Origin of the sequence: Sphingomonas sanguinis NBRC 13937 (assembly GCF_001591005.1) — a bacterium.
Classification (GTDB): domain Bacteria; phylum Pseudomonadota; class Alphaproteobacteria; order Sphingomonadales; family Sphingomonadaceae; genus Sphingomonas; species Sphingomonas sanguinis.
This window is the reverse complement of the sequence record NZ_BCTY01000045.1, coordinates 1-21,040: the sequence shown is the minus strand read 5'-3', so window position 1 is coordinate 21,040 and position 21,040 is coordinate 1. Positions and strand designations below refer to the sequence as shown.

Annotated in this window: 24 protein-coding genes; 10 read left to right on the top strand and 14 right to left on the bottom strand. The window is 66.9% G+C overall.

From position 1 onward, the window contains the following. Positions 1 to 28 precede the first annotated feature (28 nt). A complete protein-coding gene (locus tag SSA01S_RS15220) occupies positions 29 to 1,954 on the top strand; it encodes a M61 family metallopeptidase (protein WP_061781043.1) in 1,926 nt (641 codons plus the stop codon). A gap of 110 nt (positions 1,955 to 2,064) precedes the next feature. Beyond that, on the top strand, positions 2,065 to 2,643 hold the full coding sequence (gene ppa, locus SSA01S_RS15215) for an inorganic diphosphatase (RefSeq protein ID WP_007406515.1): 579 nt from the start codon (positions 2,065 to 2,067) through the stop codon (positions 2,641 to 2,643). A gap of 369 nt (positions 2,644 to 3,012) precedes the next feature. On the opposite strand, the gene SSA01S_RS15210 is transcribed toward ppa, so the two are convergent. Both SSA01S_RS15210 and SSA01S_RS15205 read right to left on the bottom strand, forming a co-directional pair. Next, positions 3,013 to 3,492, bottom strand: a complete 480-nt coding sequence (locus SSA01S_RS15210) for a GNAT family N-acetyltransferase (protein ID WP_061781042.1) — start codon at positions 3,490 to 3,492, stop codon at positions 3,013 to 3,015. After that, on the bottom strand, positions 3,489 to 4,382 hold the full coding sequence (locus SSA01S_RS15205; protein ID WP_061781041.1) for a DMT family transporter: 894 nt from the start codon (positions 4,380 to 4,382) through the stop codon (positions 3,489 to 3,491). Before SSA01S_RS15205 ends, SSA01S_RS15210 begins: the two co-directional genes overlap by 4 nt. Positions 4,383 to 4,621: 239 nt before the next feature. On the opposite strand from SSA01S_RS15205, the gene SSA01S_RS15200 reads away from it, so the two are divergent. Beyond that, positions 4,622 to 5,392: a transporter gene (locus SSA01S_RS15200; protein WP_061781040.1), complete on the top strand. Its 771-nt coding sequence runs from the start codon at positions 4,622 to 4,624 to the stop codon at positions 5,390 to 5,392. Here SSA01S_RS15200 and SSA01S_RS15195 read toward each other — a convergent pair whose 3' ends face one another. The 3 genes from SSA01S_RS15195 to ispG all read right to left on the bottom strand — a co-directional run bounded on the left by SSA01S_RS15195 (position 5,393) and on the right by ispG (position 7,376). Next, positions 5,393 to 5,701 carry a hypothetical protein gene (locus SSA01S_RS15195; RefSeq protein ID WP_061781039.1) on the bottom strand — a complete coding sequence of 103 codons (309 nt, stop codon included), beginning with the start codon at positions 5,699 to 5,701 and terminating at the stop codon, positions 5,393 to 5,395. Next, complete coding sequence (locus SSA01S_RS15190; protein WP_061781038.1) at positions 5,698 to 6,117, bottom strand: NUDIX hydrolase; 420 nt, start codon at positions 6,115 to 6,117, stop codon at positions 5,698 to 5,700. Before SSA01S_RS15190 ends, SSA01S_RS15195 begins: the two co-directional genes overlap by 4 nt. Positions 6,118 to 6,248: 131 nt before the next feature. After that, complete coding sequence (gene ispG / locus SSA01S_RS15185; RefSeq protein WP_058732960.1) at positions 6,249 to 7,376, bottom strand: flavodoxin-dependent (E)-4-hydroxy-3-methylbut-2-enyl-diphosphate synthase; 1,128 nt, start codon at positions 7,374 to 7,376, stop codon at positions 6,249 to 6,251. A gap of 73 nt (positions 7,377 to 7,449) precedes the next feature. Between ispG and SSA01S_RS15180 the strand changes: the two genes are divergently transcribed. From SSA01S_RS15180 to SSA01S_RS15170, 3 genes are read left to right on the top strand one after another with little or no spacing between them, the layout of a single operon-like run. Further along, on the top strand, positions 7,450 to 8,616 hold the full coding sequence (locus SSA01S_RS15180; RefSeq protein ID WP_082795127.1) for an acyltransferase family protein: 1,167 nt from the start codon (positions 7,450 to 7,452) through the stop codon (positions 8,614 to 8,616). A 43-nt stretch (positions 8,617 to 8,659) separates the two neighbouring features. After that, entirely contained in the window at positions 8,660 to 9,586 is a 927-nt protein-coding gene (locus SSA01S_RS15175; protein ID WP_061781037.1) for an isoaspartyl peptidase/L-asparaginase family protein, read from the top strand. Between the two features lie 10 nt (positions 9,587 to 9,596). After that, a complete protein-coding gene (locus SSA01S_RS15170) occupies positions 9,597 to 10,469 on the top strand; it encodes a S1/P1 nuclease (protein ID WP_061781036.1) in 873 nt (290 codons plus the stop codon). 79 nt (positions 10,470 to 10,548) lie between these two features. Here SSA01S_RS15170 and pal read toward each other — a convergent pair whose 3' ends face one another. The 6 genes from pal to SSA01S_RS15140 form a co-directional block, all read right to left on the bottom strand. Continuing rightward, positions 10,549 to 11,073, bottom strand: a complete 525-nt coding sequence (pal, locus tag SSA01S_RS15165; protein WP_058715293.1) for a peptidoglycan-associated lipoprotein Pal — start codon at positions 11,071 to 11,073, stop codon at positions 10,549 to 10,551. A gap of 68 nt (positions 11,074 to 11,141) precedes the next feature. Then, positions 11,142 to 12,551 carry a Tol-Pal system beta propeller repeat protein TolB gene (gene tolB / locus SSA01S_RS15160; protein WP_061781053.1) on the bottom strand — a complete coding sequence of 470 codons (1,410 nt, stop codon included), beginning with the start codon at positions 12,549 to 12,551 and terminating at the stop codon, positions 11,142 to 11,144. A gap of 225 nt (positions 12,552 to 12,776) precedes the next feature. Then, positions 12,777 to 13,787, bottom strand: a complete 1,011-nt coding sequence (gene tolA / locus SSA01S_RS19625) for a cell envelope integrity protein TolA (RefSeq protein ID WP_061781035.1) — start codon at positions 13,785 to 13,787, stop codon at positions 12,777 to 12,779. Beyond that, on the bottom strand, positions 13,787 to 14,245 hold the full coding sequence (gene tolR, locus SSA01S_RS15150) for a protein TolR (protein ID WP_058715296.1): 459 nt from the start codon (positions 14,243 to 14,245) through the stop codon (positions 13,787 to 13,789). Before tolR ends, tolA begins: the two co-directional genes overlap by 1 nt. An 18-nt stretch (positions 14,246 to 14,263) precedes the next feature. Continuing rightward, the gene (gene tolQ, locus SSA01S_RS15145) at positions 14,264 to 14,956 is read right to left on the bottom strand and encodes a protein TolQ (RefSeq protein ID WP_058715297.1); all 693 of its coding nucleotides are present in this window, start codon (positions 14,954 to 14,956) and stop codon (positions 14,264 to 14,266) included. Beyond that, positions 14,953 to 15,423, bottom strand: coding sequence for a YbgC/FadM family acyl-CoA thioesterase (locus SSA01S_RS15140; protein WP_061781034.1), 471 nt, complete (start codon positions 15,421 to 15,423; stop codon positions 14,953 to 14,955). Before SSA01S_RS15140 ends, tolQ begins: the two co-directional genes overlap by 4 nt. A gap of 96 nt (positions 15,424 to 15,519) precedes the next feature. Here SSA01S_RS15140 and SSA01S_RS15135 point away from each other — a divergent pair, with 96 nt between their 5' ends. The 3 genes from SSA01S_RS15135 to SSA01S_RS15125 are packed head-to-tail and all read left to right on the top strand — an operon-like array spanning position 15,520 to position 16,593. Beyond that, positions 15,520 to 15,939, top strand: coding sequence for a hypothetical protein (locus SSA01S_RS15135; RefSeq protein ID WP_061781033.1), 420 nt, complete (start codon positions 15,520 to 15,522; stop codon positions 15,937 to 15,939). Between the two features lie 28 nt (positions 15,940 to 15,967). Continuing rightward, entirely contained in the window at positions 15,968 to 16,390 is a 423-nt protein-coding gene (locus tag SSA01S_RS15130) for a hypothetical protein (protein WP_061781032.1), read from the top strand. Further along, positions 16,387 to 16,593, top strand: coding sequence for a helix-turn-helix transcriptional regulator (locus tag SSA01S_RS15125; RefSeq protein ID WP_061781031.1), 207 nt, complete (start codon positions 16,387 to 16,389; stop codon positions 16,591 to 16,593). Before SSA01S_RS15130 ends, SSA01S_RS15125 begins: the two co-directional genes overlap by 4 nt. Before the next feature lie 23 nt (positions 16,594 to 16,616). Here the strand turns inward: SSA01S_RS15125 and SSA01S_RS15120 are convergent, their stop codons facing one another. The 3 genes from SSA01S_RS15120 to SSA01S_RS15110 all read right to left on the bottom strand — a co-directional run bounded on the left by SSA01S_RS15120 (position 16,617) and on the right by SSA01S_RS15110 (position 20,161). Next, entirely contained in the window at positions 16,617 to 17,414 is a 798-nt protein-coding gene (locus SSA01S_RS15120; RefSeq protein WP_156477844.1) for a hypothetical protein, read from the bottom strand. Positions 17,415 to 17,569: 155 nt separating this feature from the next. Beyond that, positions 17,570 to 18,610: an NAD(P)H-dependent flavin oxidoreductase gene (locus SSA01S_RS15115; RefSeq protein ID WP_082795125.1), complete on the bottom strand. Its 1,041-nt coding sequence runs from the start codon at positions 18,608 to 18,610 to the stop codon at positions 17,570 to 17,572. 300 nt (positions 18,611 to 18,910) lie between these two features. Beyond that, a complete protein-coding gene (locus SSA01S_RS15110) occupies positions 18,911 to 20,161 on the bottom strand; it encodes an aspartate kinase (RefSeq protein ID WP_061781029.1) in 1,251 nt (416 codons plus the stop codon). A gap of 54 nt (positions 20,162 to 20,215) precedes the next feature. Between SSA01S_RS15110 and ubiG the strand changes: the two genes are divergently transcribed. Then, positions 20,216 to 20,953 carry a bifunctional 2-polyprenyl-6-hydroxyphenol methylase/3-demethylubiquinol 3-O-methyltransferase UbiG gene (gene ubiG / locus SSA01S_RS15105; protein ID WP_082795124.1) on the top strand — a complete coding sequence of 246 codons (738 nt, stop codon included), beginning with the start codon at positions 20,216 to 20,218 and terminating at the stop codon, positions 20,951 to 20,953. The last annotated feature ends 87 nt before the right edge of the window (positions 20,954 to 21,040 follow it).

Here is a 21,040-nt window from a genome sequence, read left to right as displayed (position 1 = left end):
CATCTCCTTTCGCCGCAAAAGGCCTTCCATGATCCGTTCCGCGCTTCGTTCCGTCTTCGTCGCCTCGCTGCTCGCCTCCACCGCTGCGGCCGTGGCGCAGGTTCCGCCGGGCAATTCCGCCCCGGCCGCGCAAGAACCCTTCGTCAACACCATCCCCGATCCGGTCGACACCCCCTATCCGGGCACGATCAAGCTGGTCGTCGATGCCACCGACACGGAGCGCGGCATCTTTCGCGTGAAGGAAACCATCCCCGTCGCCAAGGCAGGGCCGATGGCGCTGCTCTTCCCGAAATGGCTGCCCGGCGCCCATTCCCCGCGCGGCGAGATCGAGAAGCTGGCGGGCCTGGTCATCAAGGCGAACGGGCGCATCCTGCCCTGGACGCGCGATCCGGTCGACGTCTTCGCCTTCCATATCGACGTGCCGGCGGGCGCGCGTCAGCTGGACCTGGAGTTCCAGTTCCTGTCGGCGACCAAGCCCGATCAGGGGCGCATCGCCGTCACCCCGACGATGATCTCGCTGCAGCCCAATTCGGTCAGCCTCTATCCGGCGGGCTACTACACCCGCCAGATCCCGATCCAGATGACCGCGACCTTCCCTGCCGGCTGGACGGCGGCGGGCGCGGTTCCGGCCAAGGCGTCGGGGTCGACCTACACGTACGATACGACCAATTACGAAATCCTGGTCGACTCGCCGATCCTGGCGGGCAAGTACGGCAAGGTCTTCCCGCTGACCCCGCGCGTGAACCTGAACGTCTTTGCCGACAACGCCGCCGAGCTGAATGCCAAGCCCGAGCAGATCGCCGCGCACCAGCGGCTGGTCGACCAGGCGGTTAAGGCCTTTGGCGCGCAGCATTACGATCATTACGAGTTCCTGCTGTCGATCAGCGACCAGCTGGGCGGCATCGGGCTGGAGCATCACCGCTCGTCCGAAAACGGCGTGACCCCGGGTTACTTCACCGAATGGGATGCCGGGCCGGGCCGTCGCAACCTGCTGCCGCACGAGTTCACGCACAGCTGGGACGGCAAGTTCCGGCGCGGCGCGGACCTGTGGACCCCCGATTACCGCACGCCGATGCGCGACTCGCTGCTTTGGGTCTATGAGGGCCAGACGCAGTTCTGGGGCTATGTGCTCCAGGCCCGGTCGGGCATGGTGTCGAAGCAGGACACGCTGGACCAATATGCCTCGATCTTGGCGCTCTACGACACCGCGCCCGCGCGGCAGTGGCGCAACCTGGTCGACACGACCAACGACCCCATCATCTCGTCACGCAAGCCCAAGGGCTGGACTAGCTGGCAGCGGTCGGAGGATTATTACAACGAAGGCCTGATGGTCTGGATGGAGGTCGATGCGATGCTCCGCCAAAAGTCGAACGGCGCCAAGTCGATCGACGATTTCGCCCACGCCTTTTTCGGCATCCGCAACGGCGACTGGGGCGAGGTGACCTATACCTTCGACGATGTCGCCGCGACGCTGAACAAGATCGTGCCCTATGACTGGGCCAGCTTCCTGCGCCAGCGGATCACCGAGACGGGCAAGCCCGCGCCGATCAACGGCTTTGCCATGAACGGCTATAAGCTGGTCTATACCGACACGCCGACCGCGACCTTCAAGCAGGGCGAAAAGGGCAGCACCAATGTCAGCTATTCGCTGGGCATGACGGTAGCGAACAGCGGCGAAGTCACCAGTTCAATTTGGGACAGTCCGGCGTTCAAAGCGGGCATCGATGTCGGCACGCAAATCCAGGCGGTGAACGGCGAAAGCTATTCGGGCGACCGGCTGAAGGCCGCGATCCTCGCCGCCAAGGACCCGAAGACGCCGGTCAAGCTGGTGATAAAGAACCAGGATCGGTTCCGCGAAGTGACGCTCAACTATAGCGGCGGTCCGCGCTATCCGCGTCTGGAGAAGGTCGGCACTGGCGAAACCGGCCTCGATCGTCTGCTGACGGCACGCTGAGCCCGGACCGACCGACATCTATCGACAGGACATGGCGGGTTGCGCTATCGCGCCCGCCATTGTTTTTCCACCGGAACTCATCCGGCATCCAGGCAAGAAAGACCGTTTCGATGCGCATCGACCTTATCCCCGTCGGCAAGAGCCCGCCCGATGACATCAACGTCGTGATCGAAGTGCCGACCGGCGGCGAGCCCGTGAAGTATGAATTCGACAAGGCGAGCGGAGCCCTCTTCGTCGATCGCATCCTGCACACGCCGATGCGCTACCCGGCCAATTACGGCTTCGTGCCGCACACGCTGAGCCCCGATGGCGACCCCCTCGACGCGCTGGTCGTATCGCGCACGCCGTTCATCCCGGGCTGCGTCGTCCGCGCGCGTCCGATCGCCGTCCTGAATTTGGAAGACGAAGCCGGCGGCGACGAGAAGCTGGTCTGCGTGCCGGTCGACTCGACCTTCCCCTATTACTCGAATGTCGGCGGCCGTGACGACCTGCCCGAGATCGTGTTCCAGCAGATCGAGCACTTCTTTACCCATTACAAGGACCTGGAGAAGAAGAAGTGGGTGCGTATCGGCACCTGGGGCGACCGTGACGAAGCCCGCCGCATCGTCGTCGAGGCGATCGAGCGCTACGAGGACGCCAAGGCCAAGGGCGAAGAGCCGCACGACCACGACGTGCCCGGCCGCGAATAAGCTTTCCGGTTTCGGTTTGAGAAACGCCTCGGTGCCACCCGCGCCGGGGCGTTTTTTGTTGAGACGTGGGCAGGAGCACTAATCTTCTTACTCCCCTCCCGTAAACGGGAGGGGCTGGGGGAGGGCAATCCCGGAGCCTGAGGAAGGTCATCCCATGGCCTTCGTCGATGCTCAGGCTCAAGGGAGCGAGGAATGTGCGAGGCAAAAAGAAGAATGGTTCGCGCGGAGGCGCGGAGAACGCGGAGGTGGCTCGCCTGCCGCTGACAGCATCCCTCCATCATCAGCCAAAGATAAAGGTGTGAGGCACGCCGCAAGGGTCAATACCTCTGCGTCCTCCGCGCCTCTGCGCGAACCCCTTCTCTACTCTCACTACCGCCCGGCGAGTTTCTCCAGCGCCTCACCGGAAACCCGCTGCACCGTCCATTCCTCCATCGCCTGCGCGCCCATCGCGCGGTAGAATTCCACCGCGGGCGTGTTCCAGTCGAGCACCGACCACTCGAACCGCGCCCAGCCACGATCCCGTGCGATGCCCGCAAGATGGATCAGCAACGCCTTGCCCACCCCGGCCCCGCGCGCGGTGGGCGTGACGTAGAGGTCTTCCAGATATAGACCCTGCCGCCCGGTCCAGGTCGAGAAATTGGCGAAGAACAGCGCAAAGCCGACCGCCTGCCTGTCACGCTCGGCGATGACGGCCTCGGCCGCCGGGCGCGGGCCGAATAGCGCCTCGGCCAGCATCGGCTCGGTGGCGACGACAGCATCGGGCTCGCGCTCGAAGGCCGCCAGTTCGCGAACGAAGCCCAGGATGGTGGCGGTGTCGGCGGGCTCTGCCGCACGAAGGGTGATGCTCATAATCCTGCCTCGCTTTGCGGCCCCGGCGCGGGTTGGCGCACCGCCACCACACACCCGCCGATGATGAGCGCCGCCCCGACCAGCGTGAAGGGCGACACATGCTCGCCGAACACCGCATAGCCCAAGCACGCCGCCCAGACGAAGGCGGTATATTCGACCGGTGCCAAAATCTGCGCCTCGGCCCGCGCATAGGCCCAGGCGAGCAGCAACGCGGACAGGCTGCCCAGCGCCGCCGCGATGACGATGCTGAGCCATTGCTGCACGGCGGGCCAACCCGAGACGAAAGGCGCCGCGGGCGTCATCAGCACCGCGATGACCAGCATGGTGAACAGCGCCACCTCGGCCGGGCCCGCGACCTGTGCCTGTCGCCGGAGCAGCACCAGGCTGACCGCATAGAGGATCGAGGCGACCAGAATGGCGAGCGACCCCAGCACGACTTGGGTCGAGGCCTGCGCCTGCACCTCGCCACTCGCGATCACCAGCACGCCCGCCCCCGCGACCAGCGAACCATAGATCGCGGCGCGCCGGATCGTTTCGCCCAGCGCAAAGGCCGCCAAGAACAAGGCGATCAGCGGCGCCAGAAAGGTCAGCGCGATGCTCTGCGCCATCGGCACCCGCGCCAGCCCCCAGAAGAACAGCACCACCGACGCGCCACCCGTCGCCCCGCGCGCGACATGCAGGGTCAGCGCCTCGCGCCCCGGCCAGCGCCCGCCCCGGCCCAGGAACAGCGCACCGGTCATCGCCACCCCGACCCAGGACCGCCACAGCACCGCGCTATAGGCCCCGCTGTCGATCGACAGCCGCTTCATCAGCGTGTCCATCACCGAATAGATCGCGATACCCAGCGCGGCCGCGCCAAAGGCGATGACGGGGGACGTACGTGCGCTCATGCCTTCGGCGTTACCGGGGGTGGAGGGGAAAGGCGAGCATTCCGTCGCCCTTCATAGCCACCCTCACCGTTCCCACCCGCTTTCGCGGGCGGGCCCCTTCACTCTCCTATTGGGAGAGGGAGGGAGGCGCGAAGCGCCGGAAGGGTGAGGGTGTCCGCTGCCCGACTGACCGATACCGGGATTAAACCCGCCCCCGCATCCGTTGCCCCCTCAGACACCGACACCAAGGGACAAAGGGTATGAAGACGCTCCTCGCCGCCACCGGCCTGACCATGATGCTCGCCACCCCTGCCGGGGCGCAGGTGACCGCCTCGGTCGGGGCGGACTATGCGTCGGGCCGATACGGCACGAACCAGGAGGTCCGCAGCGCCAGCTCCACCGCCACGCTGCGCGCCAAGCACAAGCGGGTGACGGTGTTCGCGGCCCTGCCCTATGTGCAGGTCGACGCGCCGGGCAATGTGATCGCGCCGGGCGGGCCGCTGGGCCTGCCGATCTTCGTCGATCCCACCAAGCCGGCCACCCGCGTCAAGCGCAGCGGACTGGGCGACGCGGTGGTCGGCGCCTCGGTGCAGGTCGTGCCGCCGCGCCGCCATCACCTGGCACTGTCCCTGACCGGCAGCGCGAAGCTGCCCACCGCCTCCGCCTCGCAAGGGCTGGGCACGGGCAAGGCGGATTATTCGGTCGTCGCGGAAGCGGCGGTGCCTGGCAAGGTCACCCCCTTCGCAGCGATCGGCCATAGCTTTGTCGGACAACCCGATAATTACGCCTTGCGTGACGTGACCAGCGCGCGCGGCGGTGTCGCGGTCGGGATCGGCAAGGCGAGCGAGGTCAGCGTCTCGTACAATTACGCCTCACGGGTCAGCGATCAGGTCGCCGACCGGCAGGAGATCGGCGCCGGGCTCGACACCGCCTTGTCGCAGCGTCTGTCGCTGGGCGTCCAAGGCAGCGCCGGGGTCAGCAAGGGTGCGCCGGATGTGGGTGCGGGCGTGCGGTTGGGGTTGCGGCTATAATCAGGCGTCGGGCTCGGGCGGGTCGGCGTCTGGACCATAATATTCGTAGCGATACGCCTTCAGCGCGGCACTGATGCATTCCACGCTGGGGGCCGCCCGGACATCACTTTTCTGCGCCGCGTCGCGGTAGAGGAAACGGACATAGGGCAGGCCGCTGCGCGCGGTCTTGAACTCGGTCGGCGTGACCCCGCATTGCCTGGCGATACGGTGAAAGGCCCGCTTGGTCAGAATGGGTTTGCCCGTCGGCACCGTCGCGCAGCCGGTGATGGTCAGGGCCAGGCCTATTGCGATCGCCGCTCTCACCGTCATATCCGCACCCCCGCATTATCCCGCCATGCGGGCAGGATATACGCGCGGGTCAGCGGCGCAAGCGGCATCCTGTCGACCTGCGCCGGATCGACCCACAGGGCCTCGGCGATTTCGGCGGCGGGCATGGGTTGTTGGTCGGTGCGCAGATGAAAGACATGCGCGTCGACCCGGTGGTCCGGCTCATGGGCCGCAGGCGCCGAGAATCGGCCGATCGGATGCAGCTCCGATTCGGCGACCGACAGCCCGATTTCCTCGTCCAGTTCGCGGATCAGCGCCGCCACGGGGGTCTCGCCGGGTTCGATCTTGCCGCCCGCCTGCATGAAGGCGTGCGTACCCGCCTTGCGGACGAGGAGGCTACGCCCCGTCCCATCTTCGATCAGGGCGGCGGCGATGCGGATGATGCGGGGGTCGGTCATGCCGCGTCGGTGCCAGCGCCGTCATCCTGTTGGCAAGTGGAGCGCGCCTTGTCGGCTCCGCCCCTCCATCGCTCCACCCCGGTCTTCGCCGGGGTGGAGCGATGGACCTTAACGGTCCCCCGCCCCCCGCATCACTCCGCCGCGATCGCCGCCTTGGCGACATCGGCCGCTTCCAGCTCCGCCGCCTTCGCCTCGACCAGCTTGACGATATGCTCGACCATGTCGGCATCCTCGACCGTGTGATCGGTCAGGCCCGACAGATAGACCATGTGCTTGCCGTTGCCGCCGCCGGTTACGCCGATATCGGTCTCGCGCGCCTCGCCGGGGCCGTTGACGACGCAGCCCAGCACCGACAGCGACATGGGCGTACGGATATGCTGGAGCCGTTCCTCCAGCACCTGCACGGTGCGGATCACATCGAAGCCCTGCCGCGCGCAGGATGGACAGGACACGACACGCACACCGCGATTGCGGATGCCGAGCGCCTTCAGGATTTCGAAGCCGACGCGCACCTCTTCCTCCGGTTCGGCCGAGAGCGAGACGCGGATCGTGTCGCCGATGCCGAACCACAGGAGTGAGCCGATGCCGATCGAGGACTTGACCGTCCCGCCGATCAGTCCGCCCGCCTCGGTAATGCCCAGGTGCAGCGGGCAGTCGGTCGCTTCGGCCAACCCCTGATAGGCGGCCACCGCCAGGAAGACGTCGGACGCCTTCACCGCGACCTTATATTCGTGGAAGTCATGGTCCTGGAGCAGCTTGATATGGTCGAGCGCGCTTTCGACCAGCGCCTCGGGACAGGGCTCGCCATATTTTTCGAGCAGGTCCTTCTCTAGGCTCCCGGCATTCACGCCGATGCGGATCGCACAGCCATTGGCCTTGGCGGCGCGCACCACTTCGGCGACGCGCTCGGACGAGCCGATATTGCCCGGATTGATGCGCAGGCAGGCCGCGCCCGCGTCGGCGGCTTCCAGTGCGCGCTTATAGTGGAAATGGATGTCCGCGACGATGGGAACGCGCGCCGCCTTGGTGATCTTGGCCAGCGCCGCGGTCGAATCGGTGTCGGGGCAGGAGACGCGGATGATGTCCGCCCCCGCCTCTTCGCAGCGCCGGATCTGGTTGATCGTGGCGACCGGATCGCTGGTCGGCGTGTTGGTCATGGTCTGCACGGTGACGGGGGCGTCGCCGCCCACGGGCACGTTGCCCACCATGATCTGACGGCTTTGGCGGCGGGCGATATCACGCCAGGGACGAATGGACATGGGCCCTATATACGCGCAAGCGCGTTGCGGTTCAAAGTCAGTGCTGTACCAGACGCCCCAGAATGATCGTTCCATGACCGCTGCCGCTCCCATTCCCCGTCATTATGGTCTCGACTGGCTGCGGATCGGCGCGTTCGCCATTTTGATCCTCTATCATATCGGCATGGTCTTCGTGCCCTGGGGCTTCCACGTTCAGCTCGCCAGCGAACCCTGGGTCGCGATCCCGATGCTGGCGAGCAATCCGTGGCGGCTGATGCTGCTGTTCGTCGTATCGGGCTATGCGACACGCGCGCTGGCGGTGCGCCATCCGTCGATCCTCAGCTTCGCGCGCGGGCGCAGCATCCGGCTGCTGGTGCCGCTGGCCTTCGGCATCGCGGTACTGGTCCCGCCGCAAATCTGGGCGGAGCTGGCCAGCAAATATGGCTATGCCGGGTCCTATCTCCATTTCTGGACGCACGACTGGCTGAGCTTTCGCGCGATCGGCGGCGTGGTGCCCTCGCCCGCCTGGAACCATCTGTGGTTCGTCGGCTATCTGTGGGTCTATACCATGGCGATCGCGCTGATGCTCGCGATCGGGCACCGCTGGGCAGGTGCGGCGCAAGGACTGTTCGACCGGGTGTTGGGCGGCTGGGGCGGCGTGGTGATCCCGGTGGTCGCGCTATTGTTGATCGATATCCGATTCTTCCCCGGCCAGTCGGAAACGCACGCCCTGCTCGGCGACTGGCTGGCCCATGCCATTTATTTCCCCGCGCTGCTGTTCGGCTTCGGCATGGCGGGGTCGGAGCGGGTGCTCGACAGTTTCCGGCGCGGCTGGGCGGTCGCGGGCGTCATTGCGCTCGCCAGCTATGCCGTGGCCGCCGGGTTGGAATGGCGCTGGCCGGGACTGATGGGCGCACCGGCCGGTTTCGGTATCCTGTTCGCGGGGGCGCGCGCGGTGCAGGGCTGGATGGCGGTCGTCGCGCTGATCGGTATTGCCGAGCGATTCTGGAACCGCGATCACCCTTGGCGGCGCACGCTGACCGAGGCGGTGTTCCCCTTCTACCTGATCCACCAGACCATCATCATCCTGGTGGCCCTGGCACTGCGGCGCTCTAGCCTGCCGCTCTGGGTCGACGCGCTGATCCTGGTCGCCGCGACGGTGGCGGGATGCTGGGCCTTTTATCGGGTCGGGCGCGAGGTGCGCTGGCTGCGGCCGCTGATCGGGCTTCGACCGGGGGATGGCAGCAAGGCTGCGATCTGATAGGGGCGCGGGAGTTTCCCCTGCCCCTGTTGGAGTTTCACGCATGTCCGTTTCCTGGTCGCTGGTCATCCATGGCGGCGCGGGCCGGATCACCCGTGATGTCCTGACGCCCGAACAGGATGCGGGCGCGCGCGCCGGTCTGAACGCCGCGCTGGCGGCCGGGTCGGCGGTGCTGGCGGAGGGCGGCAGTGCACTGGACGCGGTCGAGGCGGCGGTGCGCGTATTGGAGGACGACCCGCATTTCAACGCCGGGCGCGGCGCCTGCTTCACGCGAGAGGGCCATAACGAGCTCGACGCCGCAATCATGGATGGGCGCGATCGGCGCGCGGGCTCGGTCGCAGGGGTGACGCGCACCCGCAACCCGGTATCGCTGGCGCGCAAGGTCATGGCGGCGAGTCCGCACGTCCTGCTGGCCGGATCGGGGGCGGATCGTTTCTCGGCGGAACAGGGGCTGGAGCAGGTCGACCCCAGCTGGTTCCACACCGACGAGCGCCGCCGCCAGCTGGACGAGCTTCTCTCGGCGGGCGCCAATGCGTTCGATAGCGACATGAAATACGGCACGGTCGGCGCGGTCGCCTGCGATGCCCAGGGCCATGTCGCCGCCGCCACCTCGACCGGCGGTGTCACGGGCAAGCGCTGGGGCCGGATCGGCGATTCGCCGCTGATCGGCGCGGGCACCTATGCTGACGACCGGGCCTGCGCGGTATCATGCACCGGATCGGGCGAGGTCTTCATCCGTGTCGGCGTCGGGCATGAGATCGCCGCGCGCCGCCGCTTTGCCGGTGACGATGTCCAGACCGCCGCCGATACCGTGCTGGCCGAGGTCAAGGAACTGGGTGGCACCGGCGGCACCATCGTCGCCGCGCCCGACGGCACCATTGCCTGGAGCATGACGACCGCGGGCATGTATCGCGGCCGCGCGACCGGTGCGGGCGAACATCGGGTGGCGATCTATGCCGACGAAGGATAAAAGGCGGCCCATGAAGCACTTGCGCATTGTCCTCGGGATGCTGGCGGGCCTGATGGCCAGCCTGTTCATCGCCTCCCCCGCCGCCGCCTATTGGGAATATGGCCACGAAACCGTCGCGGCCATCGCCTGGGCCAACATCACCCCCCATGCCCGTGCCGAGATCCGCCAGATCCTGAAGGCGCAAGCCACGCTCGACACGCCGACCTGCCCGGTGCGGACGATCGAGGAGGCCAGCGTCTGGCCCGATTGCGTCAAGCCGCTGAAGGACGAAAACGGCAAGTCGCGCTTCGGCTATGCCTATAGCTGGCACTATCAGAATATCGACATCTGCCAGCCCTTCCGCCTGCCCCCGGCCTGCGACTCAGGGGATTGCGTCTCGGCGCAGATTCCGCGCCAGCTCGCCGTGCTGAAGGACAAGCGCGCCAGTCCGAAAGACCGGGTGATGGCGCTCGCCTTCCTGGTCCATTTCGTCGGCGACCTGCACCAGCCGCTGCACGCGGGCGACAAGAGCGACAAGGGCGGCAACGACACCCATGTCGATTACGGCGTCTACGCGACGCCCCGGCTGAACCTGCACTCGATCTGGGACGGGCTGCTCGCCGAGCGTGCGATCTCGGCCCCACCACAGCTGGTTCGTGCCTATCCGGCGGCCGAGCGGCGGCGGGAATCGGCGGGCGACGTCAATGCCTGGAGCCAGGAGAACTGGGCCATCGCCAAGCGCGCCTATGCCGCCGCGATGGGCGGCGATCCGTGCCAACCGACGCCGGCGCACATGGTGATGAACGAAGATGCGATCCGCGCCATGGCTCCGGTCGAACGCGAGCAGGTGAAGCGCGGCGGACTGCGGCTGGCCAAGCTGCTGGACAGCGCGTTCCGGGGATAATCTCTCCTTCCCGGCGGAAGGGAATTGATAAAAAATGCAAAAGGCCCGGCTCCCTCTTGGGAGGCCGGGCCTTTTTCGATCAGCTCAGGACGACGGTCACCGCGCGGCGGTTCTGCGCCCAGGCGGCTTCATCGGAACCCAGCGCGATCGGGCGTTCCTTGCCATAGCTGATGACGTTCATGCGGTCGGCCGACACGCCGCGCGCCGCCAAATAGTTCTTGGCGGCATTCGCCCGGCGATCGCCCAGCGCGAGGTTGTATTCGCGGGTGCCGCGCTCGTCGCAATGCCCCTCGATGGTGATGCGGACATTGGGATAACGCTGCAGCCACTGCGCCTGGCTGTCCAAGATCGCGCGCGCCTCAGGGTCGATGTCATATTGGTCGGTGCCGAAATGCACCGTGTTCGACGTCACCGAGCGGCGGAAATCGGCGTCCGAGCCGGGGACGATCGCGCCGTCCGGGTTGGTGTTGGCCCCCGCATTGGGATCGACCGGCGCGGTCTGGTCCACCGGTGCGGGCGGCAGGACGGCGGGCCGCTTCTTGGCGCAACCGGCCATGGCGATCGCCATGCTGGCGACGATGAGCGTGGTCTTGATCTTGGTCATCGGCTCTCAACTCCCTACAGGTTCGTTTCGCCCCCGAAACTTGCCCCCTGATCTCTTATCGACGCAGCTTACGGACGCAGGGGCCCCCAGGCCGGGTCCGATCCGTCGAGCGGCGTCGGAATGCGGCGCTCGTTCACCCCGGTCAGGTCGACCATCCACACATCCGCCTTGCCCGACGAGCCTTGCGTCGTCCGCTGGAAGGTGATGACGCGGCCATTGGGCGACCAGCTCGGCCCCTCGTCCTGCCAGCTGTTGGTCAGCAGCTTTTCGCCGCCGCCCGACGGGCTCATGATGCCGATGCGGAACGCACCGCCCAGCTTGGTAAAGGCGATCAGGTCGCCGCGCGGGCTCCAGACCGGCGTCGCATAACGCCCGCCGCCAAAGCTGATCCGCTGCTGGTTCGAGCCATCGGCGTTCATGACATAGATTTGCTGCCCGCCCGACCGGTCGCTCTCGAAGACGATCTTCGAGCCGTCGGGCGAATAGCTGCCGCCGGTATCGATGCCCGGCGCGTTGGTCAGCCGCTGGGGCGTGCCCCCTTGCGACGACACGCGGTAGATGTCGGTATTACCGCCCTGCGCCATCGAGAACAGAATCCAGCGGCCGTCCGGCGAGAAACGCGGCGCAAAGGTCGTCGCGGCGTTCTGCACCACCAGGCGCTGGCGACCCGAACCGATGTCATAGACATAGATGGCAGGCCGCTTGTCGACATAGGACATGTAGACGATCGACTGCTGGTTCGGTGCGAAGCGCGGGGTCAGCACGATCGACTGGCCGTTGGTCAGGAAGCGGTGATTCGCGCCGTCCTGGTCCATGATCGCCAGCCGCTTGATCCGCCGCCCCTTCGGCCCGGTTTCCGAGACATAGACGACGCGGCTGTCGAAATAGGGGCCCTCGCCGGTCAGCTTGGTATAGATGGTGTCGGCGCACTTATGCGCCGCGCGCCGCCAGTCGCCCGGGGTCACGACGAAGCCCTGCCGCGCCAGCTCGCTCTTGGCGAGCACGTCGTACAGATAGCAGCCGACGGTCAGCGTGCCGTCGCCATTGGCCCGGACATAGCCCTGGACCAGCGCCTGCGCGCCGGTGCCGTTCCAATAGTCGAAGGCAGGCGCGGTTACTTCGGGAAAGGATACGGTGCGCAGCTGCGCCGGGGGGATCGGCGTGAAGAGCCCCGAATTGCGCAGGTCGTTGGCGATGATCTGCGACAGCTGCTGACCCACGACATCCGTGGTGCCCGCCGGGGTCTGCACCACCGCGCTGGTCGGCATGGCGGGGATCGCGATCGGCATCGGCGCGGAGATGCCGCCCTCGACATCGACGACCAGCCCCTCCTGGCCGTTCGCAGGCGCAGCGGCGGGTTGCTGCCCGGCGGGGGCCGCCTGTTGCGCCTGTGGAGCGGGGGCGGGCACGTCCTGCGCACCGACGGCACTGGCCGCCAGTGCCAGCGTGAGCGGCAGGGTCAGCAGGGAACGGGGCATAAACATGATCCTCAACCCGGAAGTCTGAAACGTAGCAGAACATCGCTCCAGCCGCCCGGCGCTTCATAAAGCGCCGATGGCATGTCGCGTAATGGACAGTTTCTGAAAACTGTCGTCACCTTGGTAACGATCCCTTGCGCCCCTGTCGCCCGGCATGCGTCCCCGCACCAAAGGCGATGGCCGGGGACGACACCGGGCCGGGACGAAGCGACGGCTGCACCATCCTCAACCCGGCAACTTGTAGCGGAGGGTGAAATTGCTCCAGCCGCCCGGCACGTCGTACAGCTCCGCCGGAAGCCCTCGCAGCGGCGAACACCCCTTGAAGGTCGCGATCGCCAGATCGTCGACGCGGTCGACATAGCGCTCATTCTCGCCATCGACGCCGCTATGCCCGACGACACGTGGCGCGGCGGCCAGGCTGCCATCCTTGTTGAGGTGGAGGTTGATCGCGACGCGAATCCGCTCCGCCCCCGGCCCCGGCGTCACCTGCCGGTTGGCGCAGGGCTGCACCTGCCGCAGGATCGCCGAGGCGATGTTCGCCAGCTGCTGCGCACCGATCCTGGCGGCGGGCGCAGCCTGCGACTTGGACGGCGATGGATCGGCCGACAGCCCCTTCAGGAAGTCGGCACCCAGATGCGACCCGCGGGGCTTGCTGGTCTTGGCCGTCTCGCTCTTGCCGCTGCCGCGCGCGTCCGTGGCGGGCTTGGGGGTCGCGGCGGGCTTGGCTTCCGACCGGGTCGGGCGCGCCGGGGCGGGTTTCGCCTCACGGACCGGCTTGGCCGGAGCGGGCTTGGCAGGCGCAGGCTTGGGCTTTGGTTGAGGCTTGGGCTGCGGCCGTTCCACCGGCTTCGGTTGAGGCACGGGCTTGGGCGCCGGACGCGGCTTGGGCGCCGGTTCGGGTTTGGGCTCCGGCTTGGGCTGGGGCTTGGGTTGCGGCTTCGGTTGAGGCGCGGGAGGGGGCGGCGCGGGCTGCGGTTCGGGCTCGGCCTCCACCGGCTCGGGCGGCGCGGCGTCCTCGGGCGCGCCCTCTTCGGGGGCCACCGACTGGGCGGCCTGCTGGTTCGGCGTCGGCGACGCAGCGTCCAGCGCGACATCCTTGACCAGCGAGATGTCGATCGGCGTGACCTTCAGCTTTTCCGGGTTCGGCGTCGCCAGAAAGCCGACCGACAACAGGCCGAACAGGACGAGATGCCCTGCGACCGCAATCGCCAATCCTGTCCGCTCGCCACGCTCCATCAGCGCTGGCCTGCTCCCTGGGCCGGGCCGCCCTCGACCGTCACCAGCGACACGCGGTTCAGCCCGGCACGGTTGAGTTCGCCCATCACCCGCATCACCCGGCCATAGTCCAGCGCCCGGTCGGCGCGCAGATAGACCTGCGGCACCTGCCCGTCGGGACCTTTCCGCGCGGCGATGGCGTCCAGCCTGGCGGGCAGGTCGCCTTCGGTGATCTCGTCATCGTTCAGGAACATGCGCCCCTGTTCGTCGATCGCGATCTGTTCGGGCTTTTGCTCCTGGTCCAGCGCCTTGGCGCGGCTGTCGGGCAGGTTCACCGGCACGCCACTGGTCAGCAGGGGCGCGGTCACCATGAAGATGATCAGCAGCACCAGCATCACGTCGACCAGCGGCGTGACGTTGATGTCCGCCATCGGCGCGCGGCGGCCCCGGCCGGAGCGGGAGGGAAGGTTCATGGCCATGGCGGCGGTCCCTTTCCCTTAGCGCGCCGAGTCGAGCTGGCGGCTGAGCGTGGTGTGGAACCCGTCGGCGAAGCGGTTCAGCGACGCCTCCACCCGGTTCACGCCGTGGCTGAAGCGGTTATAGGCGATCACCGCCGGGATGGCGGCGAACAGGCCGATCGCGGTGGCGAACAGCGCCTCCGAAATGCCCGGTGCCACGACCGCCAGCGAGGTGTTCTGCGCCTGCGCAATGCCGGTGAAGCTGCGCATGATGCCCCAGACGGTGCCGAACAGCCCCACGAAAGGCGCGACCGAGCCGACCGTCGCCAGCACGTTCAACCGGTCCGACAGCTTGTCGATCTCGCCCGCCACGGCCGATCCCATCGCGGTGGCGAGGCGCTCGCGCGTGCCGTCGCGGTCGATATGCCCGCCCGCGGTCGAGCGCCGCCATTCCTGCACGCCCGCCGAAAAGACACGCGCGGAGGGCAGTTCATTGTCCTGCTCCATCCGGTGGAAGGCGTCGATGTCCTCGGCCTTCCAGAAATCGCGCTCAAACCGGGTCATGCCCTTCTTCGTGCGCGCCAGCTTGCGCGAAAAGGCGACGATGATCGTCCAGGTCCAGATGCTGGCGAGCAGCAGCCCGATCATCACGATCTTCACCACCCAGTCGGCGTGGATGAACAGGGCGACGGGCGACAAGGAAGCGGCATCCATGTTGAAGACGGGATTCATGGGTGTTGGGTGTCCCCTTGCCAGACAAGGCGTTGGTAGATGGCGATCCAGTCGGCGGGTTGCCGTCGCGGGCGGCCGTTCGGACCGACCCAGGCAACGGTAACCGTAGCGTCGGTCAGCATGACCGCGCCGCACCTGACTGTCTGATGAATGACGACGCGCACCGCACTGACCTGGATCAGTTTCGACACGACGACCAGATCGTCGTCAAGCCGCGCGGAGGCGGCATAGCGGATGGCGACGTCGGTGACGGCATAAGCACCCTCGCCCGCCTCATGCGCGGCACGCTGGTCGATCCCGGCGATCCGCAGCATGTCGGAGCGCGCACGCTCCATATAGCGCAGGTAATTGGCGTGATAGGCCACACCGGACAGGTCGGTATCCTCGAAATAGACACGCACCGCAAAGCGATGCTCATGCCCCTCGAAGCGGCCGCCCTTGGGCTGGTCTTCTCCCGTCACCGTCATGGTGACTGCCCGTTAACCTATCCGTCCGGGGGAAGGAAGGCGCTTGCGCGCCTGTTACCTACAGGTTACATGATACCCATAGGTTACAGCCCCAGGTTGCAGGAGGTCATGATGAATCTCGTGGAGAAGGCCGAAGCCAGGAGCCGTGACCGGGCGATCGTCTATTATCTTACCGCCCTTGTCCTGCTGCTCGTCGCCATCGCCCGGCTTCAGGTTTCGGATGCTTCCTGGTTCGTCATCGTCGGCGCGGCGGCCATCAGCCTGACGAGCCTGCCCATCCGGCTCTTCGAATGGAGAAAGCTCGCCCCCCTGCTCAATGACGAGACGACCCGCGATCATCGGCGGTCGAGCATCGCCGCCGGTTTCTGGGTCATGCTGGCCAGCGCGGCGCTTATCGCCGGACTGCCGCGCCTTCACGCGCTCGAGGCGATTGTGGCGGCGCGAATCGTCATCACTGCCGGGCTGATGGCTGCGTTGATCGCCTTCGCCACGCTGGAACTGCGCGCCGGCCGGTAAACAGACAAAAGATTTAAGGGAGGAACGCATGGGACTGGTGGAAAAAGCGGAACGCAAAAGCCGGGCGCGGGCGATTCTGTTCTATATGTCGGCGCTCATCCTTCCCATCAGCGCATTCCTGATGATCCATGGCAGAGGAGATGATGGGGCCCGGCTGGCCATCTGGTTCGCGATGATCGGCATGACGGCCCTCAACCTGACCAGCCTGCCCTTTCGCTCGCCGTGGAGCCGTCCTGTGTCGCGGTTGATGAATGACGAGACCACCCGCGATCACCGCCGATCCAGCCTGGCGATCGGTTTCTGGGCGATGCTCGCCGCCGCCTGCGCGACGGTCATGCTGTCAGGGGGCGGGCCGCTAGGTGCGGCGGCTTGCGGACAAATTACCATCACCGCCGGGCTCACCGCCGCACTGGTCGCCTTCGCGACGCTGGAGCTGCGCGCCAGTCGATGAACGAGAGTCTGGGCAACGACCTGAAGGCGGCGCGCGAAGCGGCCGGGCTCACGCAAGGCGGCCTGGCCGAGGCGATCGGGGTCAGCCGCAAGACGATCAACACGGTGGAGAACGGTGTCTTCCAGCCCTCGACCCTGCTCGCGCTCAAGCTGGCGCGGGCGTTGGGTCGGTCGGTCGAATCGCTGTTCTGGATCGAGGACTGACCGGCCCTTACCGGATCGCGCCCTTACTGGATCGCAGACGAATCGACCTTCAGCGACGGCGGGTTGATGACCGGCGGGGTATAGGGCTTGGCGGCGGGCACCGGCTGGCTGGACAGGACGGGCTGGGTCGCGGGGCGCGGGGCGACCTGCGGATTGGCCTGTGCCGCGATGGTCAGCGGCGCGGTCGACCGTTCGATCGGCACCATCGTGCCGTTGCGCCACGCGTCATAGGCGCGGAAGAAGGCGATGAAGGGGGCGTTCAGCTGGTCCAGTCGCGGCGCCGCGCCGATCTCGAACCCGGTGGTGGGCGTGCTGCTGATATCGGCAAGCACCTGGTCGGCGGCGGCGCAGAAGCCCTTGCGCGCCGGGGTGATCGAGAAGAAATTATAGAGCCGGGTCATCGCGTCGTCATACCGATCGCGCCAGTCGCCGCCCTGCGACTGATATTCCGCCGAATAGCGTTTTTCCGCCGCCGCCAGCGTGATCCGCTGCACGGTCAGCATCATGTTGTACCGGTTGACGATCTGCCCCTCGTCCGGCCCACGACAGGCGAGCGCAGCGACGTTCAGCGCCGAGCGGAGATGCCAGATGGTCGCGGCGCTGGTCAGCGAGCGATTGGGGGTGTCGTAATTGCCGTCGGGCAGCAGGACGGGAATCCGCATTCCCGGTGTCGCGCCCGGCGGCAGCGGCGCCTTGGCATATTGCGGCTGCGGCGCGGGGATCATCACTGGCGGCGGCGCGACCTTCGCCGTTTCGCGCGCGGCACATCCCGCCAGCGACAGGCCGATCGCCATACCCGATACAATACGCAAACTCGCCATGAACCCTGATCCTCTACGCCCGCCCCCCGGCTGTTGGCATCCCTCATGCCGAATCACGGTTAACACGTCGTAAGCCCTGCGACGAAACGAGCATTTCGTCAGAGAGTTCGAGGGCGCCCTCAAAATTCCTCCTCCTGGCAAGGGGGAGGAATGGATCAGGCCGCGCGCGCGACCAGTGCGGCGGCGGCCTCAGCCATCAGCTGCGCCAGGATATCGGCGATCGGCTCTTCCTTCGTGACCATGCCGACCGACTGGCCTGCCATCACCGAACCATGTTCGACATCGCCGTCGATCACCGCGCGGCGCAGCGCGCCCGCCCAATAATGTTCGATCTGGAGTTGCGCCTCCATCATCGCGACCTTGCCCTCGTCCAGCGCCTGGGCGACTTCGCGCTGCTTGGCGGTGAAGAGTTCGCCGCCCGCATTCTTCAGCGCGCGGACCGGGATGACCGGCAGGCGCGGGTCTATCTGGACGCTCGCCACCGCATCGCGGGCCGAGGCGCGGATGAACGCCTTCTTGAAATTGGGGTGCGCGATCGATTCGGTCGCACAGACGAAACGCGTGCCGAGTTGAACGCCCGCCGCGCCCATGTCGAGATAAGCCGCGATCGCCTCGCCCCGGCCGATGCCACCCGCCACGAAGACGGGGACCTGCTCCGCGATCTCCGGCAGCATCTCCTGCGCCAGCACGCTGGTCGACACCGGCCCGATGTGGCCGCCCGCCTCCATGCCCTCGATCACCAGCGCGTCGACGCCCGAGCGGATCAGCTTCTTGGCGAGGCTGAGCGCGGGCGCGAAGCAGATGACCTTGGCGCCCGTCTCCTTGATCGCCTCCAGCGCGCCCTTGGGCGGCAGGCCGCCAGCGAGCACGACATGGCCGACCTGATGACGGCCGCACACCGCGATCAGGTCGAATAGCTGCGGGTGCATGGTGATCAGGTTCACGCCGAACGGGCGGCTGGTCATCGCCTTGGTCGCGGCGATCTCGGTATCGAGCAATTCGGGCGTCATCGCGCCGCACGCGATCACACCGAAGCCGCCCGCGTTCGACATGGCGGAGACGAGGTTGCGCTCCGACACCCAGGACATGGCACCCGCCATGATCGCCATGTCGGCGCCCAGAAATTCCGCGCCGCGCGCCATGCGGGTGGCGAGACGCTGTTCGCCGGTGGTGGTGGTGGTGAGGGTGTCGGTCATCGCCGCTCCATGCCGTGGAGTGGGGCGGACAGCAAGATTTTGGTTCACGCGATGACGCGATGCCGCGAAGAAGGTTGGTTCGCGCAGAGGCGCAGAGGACGCAGAGATGTTTCCCGCGCGGCAGCGCAATCTCCACCGCAACAGGCCGTCATTGGAGGGCAAGAATAGCGGCTGGATACGCCACCTCCGCGCCCTCCGCGCCTCTGCGCGAACACATCTTCTTGAATACGCTTCGCGTCTTCGCGGCTTCGCGCGAACGAAAGCCCCCTCCCCGAGCCGAACCCAGAGAGGGGGAAGCAATTAAGCCGCTTCGGCGTCCAGGCCGTAAGCGGTGTGCAGCACACGCACCGCCAGTTCGGTATAATCCTCTTCGATCAGCACGCTGACCTTGATCTCCGAAGTCGTGATCGCGAGGATGTTGATCCCGCGCGCGCCCAGTGTCTGGAACATGGTCGAGGCCACGCCCGCATGGCTGCGCATGCCGACGCCGACGACCGAGATCTTGGCGACCCGCGTGTCGTGGACGAGGTTGCCGTACCCGATCTCGCCGCTCGCCTTTTCCAGCACGTCCAGGCTGCGCGCCAGGTCGGCCGAGGGAACCGTGAACGTCACGTCGGTCGAACCGGTCGAATGCGCGATGTTCTGGACGATCATGTCCACATTGATCCCCGCATCCGCCAGCGGCGCGAAGATCGCACCGACCGCGCCGGGGCGATCCGGCACGGCGGTCAGGGTGATCTTGGCTTCGTTCTTGTCATGCGCGATGCCGGTGATGAGCTGGCGTTCCATATCGTCGATTTCCTCTTCGCCCACGATCAACGTGCCGCGATGTCCGTCTTCGTCCCGTGCGTCGTCGAACGAGCTGAGCACCCGCACGCGCACCTGTTCCTTCATCGCCAGACCCACCGAGCGGGTCTGGAGCACCTTGGCGCCGACGCTGGCGAGTTCCAGCATCTCCTCATAGGTGACCTTCGACAGCTTGCGCGCGCGTGGCACGATGCGCGGGTCGGTGGTGTAGACGCCGTCGACATCGGTGTAGATGTCGCACCGCTCCGCCTTCATCGCCGCGGCCACCGCCACCGCGCTGGTGTCTGATCCGCCGCGGCCCAGCGTCGTGACCCGGTTGCCCTCGGCCACGCCCTGGAAGCCGGGGATCACCGCGACCACGCCGCTGGCCAGGCTCTGGTCGAGTGCGGTGGTGTCGATCTCGCCGATCCGCGCCTTGGCGAACGCCGTGTCGGTGTGGATCGGCAACTGCCAACCCAGCCACGACCGGGCGGGGACGCCCATCGCCTGGAGCGTGATCGCCAGCAGGCCGCTGGTGATCTGTTCGCCCGCGGAGACGACGACGTCATATTCCTGGGGATCGTACAGCGACGAGGCCTCGCGGCAGAAACCGACCAGCCGGTCGGTCTCGCCCGCCATTGCAGAGACGACGACCGCGACCTCATGGCCCGCCTCCACCTCGCGTTTGACCCGCGCCGCCACGTTGCGGATGCGCTCGATTCCGGCCATCGAGGTGCCGCCGAACTTCATCACGATACGGGCCATGCGGTTTTTGCCAATCTCCTTGGGGTAAAACGGCGGTCCTGATAGGTAGCCCCCATGACGAACGCAAGCCATTTGAACGATTCTACCATTATTGGGGCCGAAGCCGCACATTTCGGAAAGATGGCAGCCGAGTGGTGGGACCCCAAGGGGTCGAGCGCGATGCTGCACCGACTCAATCCTCCGCGGCTGCGTTACATTCGCGAGCAGATCGACCTGCACTGGGACGCTGATGGACAGGGCTTCACGCCGCTTTCGGGCAAGCGGGCGCTGGATGTCGGGTGCGGCGCGGGACTGTTGTGCGAGCCGCTGGCGCGACTCGGCGCCGAGGTGACGGGGCTGGACGCCGCACCGGAGAATGTCGCGGTCGCCGCCGCCCATGCCGCGCAATCGGGGCTGGAAATCCATTATCGCGCGGGCAGCGTCGAGGGGCTGGAAGGCGAGACGTTCGATCTGGTCACCTCGCTGGAGGTGATCGAGCATGTCGCCGATCCGGCGCGATTCGTGCGCGGGCTGGCCGATGCGCTGGCGCCCGGCGGACTGATGATCCTGTCGACACCCAACCGCACGCCGCTGTCGAAGCTGGCGTTGATCACGCTGGCGGAGGGAACTGGCGCGATTCCCAAGGGCACGCATGACTGGTCGAAGTTCCTGACGCCGGAGGAATTGTCGGCGCTGCTGACGGAGGCGGAGCTGACGGTGCGCGACGTGAGGGGGCTGAGTTATTCGCCGACCAAAGGCTTCATGGTCAGCGACTCGACCGCGCTCGACTATTTCGTGACGGCGACGCGTTGACGCTTTTCCTCCTCTGGAAGGGGAGGTGGCTGGCCGAAGGCCTGACGGAGGGGTGTCACCCCTCTCAAGAGCGGGACACCCCCCCCC

Excerpts from the sequence above, each read along its gene's own strand:
- tolB (WP_061781053.1), bottom strand. The coding sequence starts at position 12,551 with ATGCCCCGTTCCCTGCTGACCCTGCCGCTCACGCTGGCACTGGCGGCC.
- SSA01S_RS15195 (WP_061781039.1), bottom strand. The coding sequence starts at position 5,701 with ATGACGGTGAGAGCGGCGATCGCAATAGGCCTGGCCCTGACCATCACC.
- SSA01S_RS15120 (WP_156477844.1), bottom strand. The coding sequence starts at position 17,414 with ATGGCGAGTTTGCGTATTGTATCGGGTATGGCGATCGGCCTGTCGCTG.
- SSA01S_RS15130 (WP_061781032.1), top strand. The coding sequence starts at position 15,968 with ATGGGACTGGTGGAAAAAGCGGAACGCAAAAGCCGGGCGCGGGCGATT.
- tolA (WP_061781035.1), bottom strand. The coding sequence starts at position 13,787 with ATGGAGCGTGGCGAGCGGACAGGATTGGCGATTGCGGTCGCAGGGCAT.
- SSA01S_RS15205 (WP_061781041.1), bottom strand. The coding sequence starts at position 4,382 with ATGAGCGCACGTACGTCCCCCGTCATCGCCTTTGGCGCGGCCGCGCTG.
- ppa (WP_007406515.1), top strand. The coding sequence starts at position 2,065 with ATGCGCATCGACCTTATCCCCGTCGGCAAGAGCCCGCCCGATGACATC.
- SSA01S_RS15220 (WP_061781043.1), top strand. The coding sequence starts at position 29 with ATGATCCGTTCCGCGCTTCGTTCCGTCTTCGTCGCCTCGCTGCTCGCC.
- SSA01S_RS15175 (WP_061781037.1), top strand. The coding sequence starts at position 8,660 with ATGTCCGTTTCCTGGTCGCTGGTCATCCATGGCGGCGCGGGCCGGATC.
- SSA01S_RS15190 (WP_061781038.1), bottom strand. The coding sequence starts at position 6,117 with ATGACCGACCCCCGCATCATCCGCATCGCCGCCGCCCTGATCGAAGAT.
- ubiG (WP_082795124.1), top strand. The coding sequence starts at position 20,216 with ATGACGAACGCAAGCCATTTGAACGATTCTACCATTATTGGGGCCGAA.
- tolR (WP_058715296.1), bottom strand. The coding sequence starts at position 14,245 with ATGGCCATGAACCTTCCCTCCCGCTCCGGCCGGGGCCGCCGCGCGCCG.
- SSA01S_RS15140 (WP_061781034.1), bottom strand. The coding sequence starts at position 15,423 with ATGACGGTGACGGGAGAAGACCAGCCCAAGGGCGGCCGCTTCGAGGGG.
- pal (WP_058715293.1), bottom strand. The coding sequence starts at position 11,073 with ATGACCAAGATCAAGACCACGCTCATCGTCGCCAGCATGGCGATCGCC.
- SSA01S_RS15210 (WP_061781042.1), bottom strand. The coding sequence starts at position 3,492 with ATGAGCATCACCCTTCGTGCGGCAGAGCCCGCCGACACCGCCACCATC.
- SSA01S_RS15110 (WP_061781029.1), bottom strand. The coding sequence starts at position 20,161 with ATGGCCCGTATCGTGATGAAGTTCGGCGGCACCTCGATGGCCGGAATC.
- SSA01S_RS15180 (WP_082795127.1), top strand. The coding sequence starts at position 7,450 with ATGACCGCTGCCGCTCCCATTCCCCGTCATTATGGTCTCGACTGGCTG.
- SSA01S_RS15115 (WP_082795125.1), bottom strand. The coding sequence starts at position 18,610 with ATGACCGACACCCTCACCACCACCACCACCGGCGAACAGCGTCTCGCC.
- tolQ (WP_058715297.1), bottom strand. The coding sequence starts at position 14,956 with ATGAATCCCGTCTTCAACATGGATGCCGCTTCCTTGTCGCCCGTCGCC.
- SSA01S_RS15170 (WP_061781036.1), top strand. The coding sequence starts at position 9,597 with ATGAAGCACTTGCGCATTGTCCTCGGGATGCTGGCGGGCCTGATGGCC.
- SSA01S_RS15125 (WP_061781031.1), top strand. The coding sequence starts at position 16,387 with ATGAACGAGAGTCTGGGCAACGACCTGAAGGCGGCGCGCGAAGCGGCC.
- ispG (WP_058732960.1), bottom strand. The coding sequence starts at position 7,376 with ATGTCCATTCGTCCCTGGCGTGATATCGCCCGCCGCCAAAGCCGTCAG.
- SSA01S_RS15200 (WP_061781040.1), top strand. The coding sequence starts at position 4,622 with ATGAAGACGCTCCTCGCCGCCACCGGCCTGACCATGATGCTCGCCACC.